At 70.5% G+C, this 4777-nt stretch carries 6 protein-coding genes; all 6 read left to right on the top strand.

Annotation, left to right across the window (positions count from 1 at the left end):
- On the top strand, positions 1-644 hold a 644-nt coding region (locus tag G3I65_RS46850), incomplete at its 5' end, for a tyrosine recombinase (protein WP_160701833.1).
- A gap of 147 nt (positions 645-791) precedes the next feature.
- Positions 792-1766 (top strand): ParA family protein, encoded by a 975-nt coding sequence (locus tag G3I65_RS46845; protein ID WP_125313673.1) that lies wholly within the window; start codon positions 792-794, stop codon positions 1764-1766.
- The gene (locus tag G3I65_RS46840) at positions 1763-2176 is read left to right on the top strand and encodes a cobyrinic acid a,c-diamide synthase (protein WP_160701832.1); all 414 of its coding nucleotides are present in this window, start codon (positions 1763-1765) and stop codon (positions 2174-2176) included. Before G3I65_RS46845 ends, G3I65_RS46840 begins: the two co-directional genes overlap by 4 nt.
- On the top strand, positions 2176-3078 hold the full coding sequence (locus tag G3I65_RS46835; protein ID WP_160701831.1) for a ScpA family protein: 903 nt from the start codon (positions 2176-2178) through the stop codon (positions 3076-3078). Before G3I65_RS46840 ends, G3I65_RS46835 begins: the two co-directional genes overlap by 1 nt.
- Positions 3075-3911 carry an SMC-Scp complex subunit ScpB gene (scpB, locus tag G3I65_RS46830; protein WP_160701830.1) on the top strand — a complete coding sequence of 279 codons (837 nt, stop codon included), beginning with the start codon at positions 3075-3077 and terminating at the stop codon, positions 3909-3911. The genes G3I65_RS46835 and scpB overlap by 4 nt, the downstream gene beginning before the upstream one ends.
- Positions 3898-4650, top strand: coding sequence for a pseudouridine synthase (locus tag G3I65_RS46825; protein WP_160701829.1), 753 nt, complete (start codon positions 3898-3900; stop codon positions 4648-4650). The genes scpB and G3I65_RS46825 overlap by 14 nt, the downstream gene beginning before the upstream one ends.
- The last annotated feature ends 127 nt before the right edge of the window (positions 4651-4777 follow it).

Raw genomic sequence — 4777 nt, 5'->3', positions numbered from 1 at the left:
ACGCCGAGGGCGTCACCGAGCACAACCCGGCCCGCGAGGTCCGCCCGCCGACGCCCGCGAAGCGGCTGCCCAAGGCCCTGCCGGTCGACGACGTGCTCCGGCTGCTGGAGACCCCGCCGCCGGACGGCGAGCGTCCGTTGCGCGACCGGGCGCTGCTGGAGCTGCTCTACTCCACCGGAGCCCGGATCTCCGAGGCGGTCGGGCTGGACCTCGACGACGTCGACGACGCCGAGCGCACGGTGCTGCTCGACGGCAAGGGCGGCAAGCAGCGGCTGGTCCCGATCGGGCGGCCCGCGCTCGCCGCGCTGCACGCCTACACCGTCCGAGCGCGGCCGGCGCTCGCTGCGCACGGCCGGGGCACCGCGGCACTGTTCCTCAACGCCCGAGGCAGCCGCCTCTCGCGGCAGAGCGCGTGGCAGGTGCTCAAGGACACCGCCGGCCGCGCGGGGATCGTGGCCGCCGTCTCACCGCACACGCTCCGCCACTCCTTCGCCACGCACCTGCTCGAAGGCGGCGCCGACGTCCGGGTCGTGCAGGAACTGCTCGGCCACGCCTCGGTGACGACGACGCAGGTGTACACGCTGGTCACGGTCAACACCCTGCGCGAGGTGTACGCCACGGCGCACCCGCGGGCACTGGGCTAGACGGTCCTATAGAGCGTCAACAGCCTTGCCAGCCTGCACCGACGGTCGAGTGACATTGCCCCCTCGGGTCCGGCGCGTTGCTTTGCCGGGGCTCCGACTCCGCGCATAGGCTGCGGCGGACGCTGACGAACAAGGAGCTTTCGCGCCATGTCGACACCGAACCAGCCGGCCCCTTCGGCCGAGTCCGCCGGGTCGGCGGCGGCGAACCTCAGCCAGGTCACCATCGCCACGCCCGCGATCCACGAAGGCGACGAAACGCAGCAGGAGCGCAACGGCAAGAAGGTCAAGCTCGAGGGCATCGGGCCGACCGGCCGCCCGATCCGCGAGCACCCCGATCCGGCGCCGCTGGAGAAGCACGGCCCGGCCAAGATCATGGCGATGTGCAACCAGAAGGGCGGCGTCGGCAAGACGACGTCGACCATCAACCTGGGTGCCGCCCTCGCCGAGTACGGCCGCAAGGTGCTGCTCGTCGACTTCGACCCGCAGGGCGCCCTCGCCGTCGGCCTCGGCATCCAGCCGCACGAACTGGACCACACGGTCTACAACGCCATCATGGAGCGGTCGGTCAGTGCCACCGACGTGCTCATGAAAACCCGCGTGGACGGCGTTGACCTGCTGCCGAGCAACATCGACCTGTCCGCGGCGGAGGTCCAGCTCGTCGCTGAGGTAGGGCGCGAGCACACGTTGTTACGGGTCCTTCGTCCGGTCATGAACGACTACGACTATGTTCTTGTGGACTGCCAGCCCTCGCTCGGCCTGCTCACGGTGAACGCGCTGACCGCCGCGGACGGCGTGATCATCCCGCTGGAGTGCGAGTTCTTCAGTCTGCGAGGCGTAGCTCTCCTGATCGACACCATCGAGAAGGTCCAGGAACGCCTCAACCCCAAACTGGACATCGTGGGGATTCTCGCCACCATGTACGACCCGAGAACCCTGCATTCGAAGGAGGTCATGGCTCGCGTGGTGGAGGCATTCGGCGAGACCGTGTTCGACACGGTCATCAACCGCACCGTGCGGTTCCCCGAGACGACGGTCGCGGGTGAGCCGATCACGACCTGGGCGCCCAAGTCGGCCGGCGCGGCGGCGTACCGCCAGCTGGCCCGCGAGGTGATCGCTCGGTGAGCAGGCGCGCTTCCCTGCCCGGAGCGTCGGAACTCTTCAGGATCACCTCCAGCCCCGCCCTCGACCTCCCGCCGAAGGCACCGCCCGCGCCCGCCGAGCCCGTCGAGAAGGCCAAGCCCGCGGGCAACGGCCGGACGGAACAGCTGGCCCGCAGCGCGGCCCCGCACGGGTCCGGCCGGACCAAGCACGACGCGAAGATCACCGTCTACGTCTCCGGCGACGAGCTCGTGGCCATGGAGCAGGCCCGGCTGACGCTGCGCGCCAAGCACGAGCTGGTCGTCGACCGCGGCCGGCTGGTCCGCGAGGCGGTCGCGGTGCTGCTGGCCGACTTCGACGCCAACGGCGAGGACTCGGTGCTGGTGCAGCGGCTGCGGGTGGTCGGCTCAGACGGCGGCGAAACCGAGGGCTGATGGACGAGCCGGCACCGGCTCCGGAGGAACAGGTCCCCGAAGAGCACCAGACGGTGCACGGCGGGATGATCCCCGAAGGCGTCAACACCGAAGAACTGAGCACGTCGAAGTTCAAGGTGCGGCTGGCCAACTTCGAAGGGCCGTTCGACCTGCTGCTGCAGCTCATCTCGCAGCACCAGCTCGACGTCACCGAGGTGGCGCTGCACCGGGTCACCGACGACTTCATCGCGTACACGCGCGCGCTGGGCACCGAGTGGAACCTCGACGAGACGACGGAGTTCCTGGTCATCGCGGCCACGCTCCTGGACCTGAAAGCGGCGCGCCTGCTGCCCGCGGCCGAGGTCGAGAGCGAAGACGACCTGGCGTTGCTGGAAGCCCGCGACCTGCTCTTCGCGCGGGTGCTGCAGTACCGCGCGTACAAGCAGGTGGCGGCGCTGTTCGGCGAGCTGGAACAGGGCGCGCTGCGGCGGTACCCGCGGTCGGTGGCGCTGGAGGAGCGGTTCGTCGGGCTGCTGCCCGAGGTGATGCTGGGCGTCACGCCGCAGAAGTTCGCGGAGATCGCGGTGGCGGTGTTCCGGCCGAAGCCGCCGCCGACGGTGTCGATCGCGCACATCCACATGGGCCGCATCTCGGTGCGCGAGCACGCGGGCATCCTGCGGATCATGCTGGCCGAGCGCGGCCAGGCGACGTTCGGCGAGCTGGTCGACGACTGCGAGCACACGGTGGAGATCGTGGCGCGCTTCCTGGCGCTGCTGGAGCTCTACCGCGAGTCGTCGGTCCAGTTCGAGCAGAGCGAGGCACTGGCGGAACTGCACGTCCGCTGGACGGGCGGCTCGAAGGAAGAAGCCTCCGCGGCGGCCGAGCTGGACCGCGTCGCCGGAGACGAAGAGGAGTACGGGTGAGCCCCGAGAACGACGAAGCAGCCGAAGCGCCGGTGCCGCCGGGGGAGGCCGCGGCGGAGCTGGCACTGGACGAGGCCCTGTCCGGCGAGCCGGTCGACGACGACGGCGCACCGGTGGAGCCGGTGGCCGCCGAGCCCGCACTTTCACGTGAAAGTGCGGATCCCGAGGCGGAGGCGGAGCTTTCACGTGAAAGCGACGCGTCCGCGGAGGACGGGGAAGGCGAGCCGGGGGCTGATGATCCCGAGTCGGACCTGGTCGCCAGCGGGGACATCAGCCTGCTGCCCGACGTCACCTCCGACGAAGCCCTCGAAGCGGCACTCGAGTCCCTCCTGCTCGTCGTCGACTCGCCGGCCAGCGAGGAGCTGCTCGCCGAAACCCTCGAGCAGCCGAAGGCGCGGATCGTCGTCGCGCTGCGCACCATGGCGCAGAAGTTCACCGATCGGACCTCCGGGATCGACCTGCGGCGCGTCGGCGAAGGGTGGCGGTTCTACACTAGGGACGTCTATGCCCCGTTCGTGGAGAAGCTCCTGCTGGACGGCCAGCGTTCGAAGCTGACCCGGGCCGCGCTCGAGAGCCTCGCCGTGATCGCGTACCGGCAGCCGGTGACCCGGGCCAGGGTCGCCGCGGTGCGCGGCGTGAACGTGGACGGCGTGATCCGGACGCTGCTCGCGCGCGGCCTCATCGAAGAGATGGGGACCGACCCCGACACGACCGGCACGCTGTACGTGACGACCGAGCTGTTCCTGGAGCGACTGGGGCTGTCGTCACTGAACGACCTGCCCGCGATCGCTCCGTTGCTACCCGAAGTGGACACCATCGATGACATCCAGTGAGCACCCCGACGGCATCCGCCTGCAGAAGGTGCTGTCGCAGGCCGGGGTCGCCTCCCGGCGCGCGGCGGAAGACCTGATCGTCGCCGGCCGGGTCGAGGTCGACGGCGAGATCGTCACCGAGCTGGGCCGCCGGGTGCACCCGGACGAGGCGGTCATCCACGTCGACGGCACCCGGGTGAACCTGCGCGACGACCTGATCTACCTCGCCCTGAACAAGCCCAAGGGCGTGCACTCGACGATGTCGGACGACCGCGGCCGCCCGTGCGTCGGCGACTACCTGGCCGGCCGCTACGAGGAGACGCCCGGTGTCGTGCACGTCGGCCGGCTCGACGAGAACACCGAGGGCCTGCTGCTGCTGACCAACGACGGCGACCTCGGGCACCGGCTGATGCACCCGTCCTACCGGGTGCTCAAGACCTACCTCGCCGAGGTCGACGGCCTGGTCCCGCGCGGGCTCGGCAAGGAGCTGCGCAACGGCTGGGAGCTGCCCGACGGCATCGTCAAGGTCGACCAGTTCCGGGTGAAGGACATGCACTCCGGCAAGTCGCTGGTCGAGCTCGTGATCCACGAGGGCAAGAAGCACATCGTGCGCCGGCTGCTCAAGGACACCGGCCACCCGGTGCTCAAGCTGGTCCGGACCGCGGTCGGCGACGTCCAGCTCGGCAACCAGCGCGTCGGCTCGATCCGGCGGCTGACGAAGACCGAGGTCGGCGCGCTCTACCGCAACGTCGAGCTCTGACGCACGGCTGTGACGAAGCCGCCGGCGGTCGCGTCGTCGTCCGATGGCCGGCCGTAGGCGGCGGCCAGCTCGGCGCGGGTGACCGTCGACGGCGCCCAGCCGTGGGCGGCCAGCCACTCCGGCGCCC

The sequence above is a fragment of the Amycolatopsis sp. SID8362 genome (assembly GCF_010550475.1).
Lineage (GTDB): Bacteria > Actinomycetota > Actinomycetes > Mycobacteriales > Pseudonocardiaceae > Amycolatopsis > Amycolatopsis eburnea.
The sequence above is the reverse complement of the archived record's forward strand: the minus strand, read 5'-3'. Positions and strand labels throughout refer to the sequence as shown.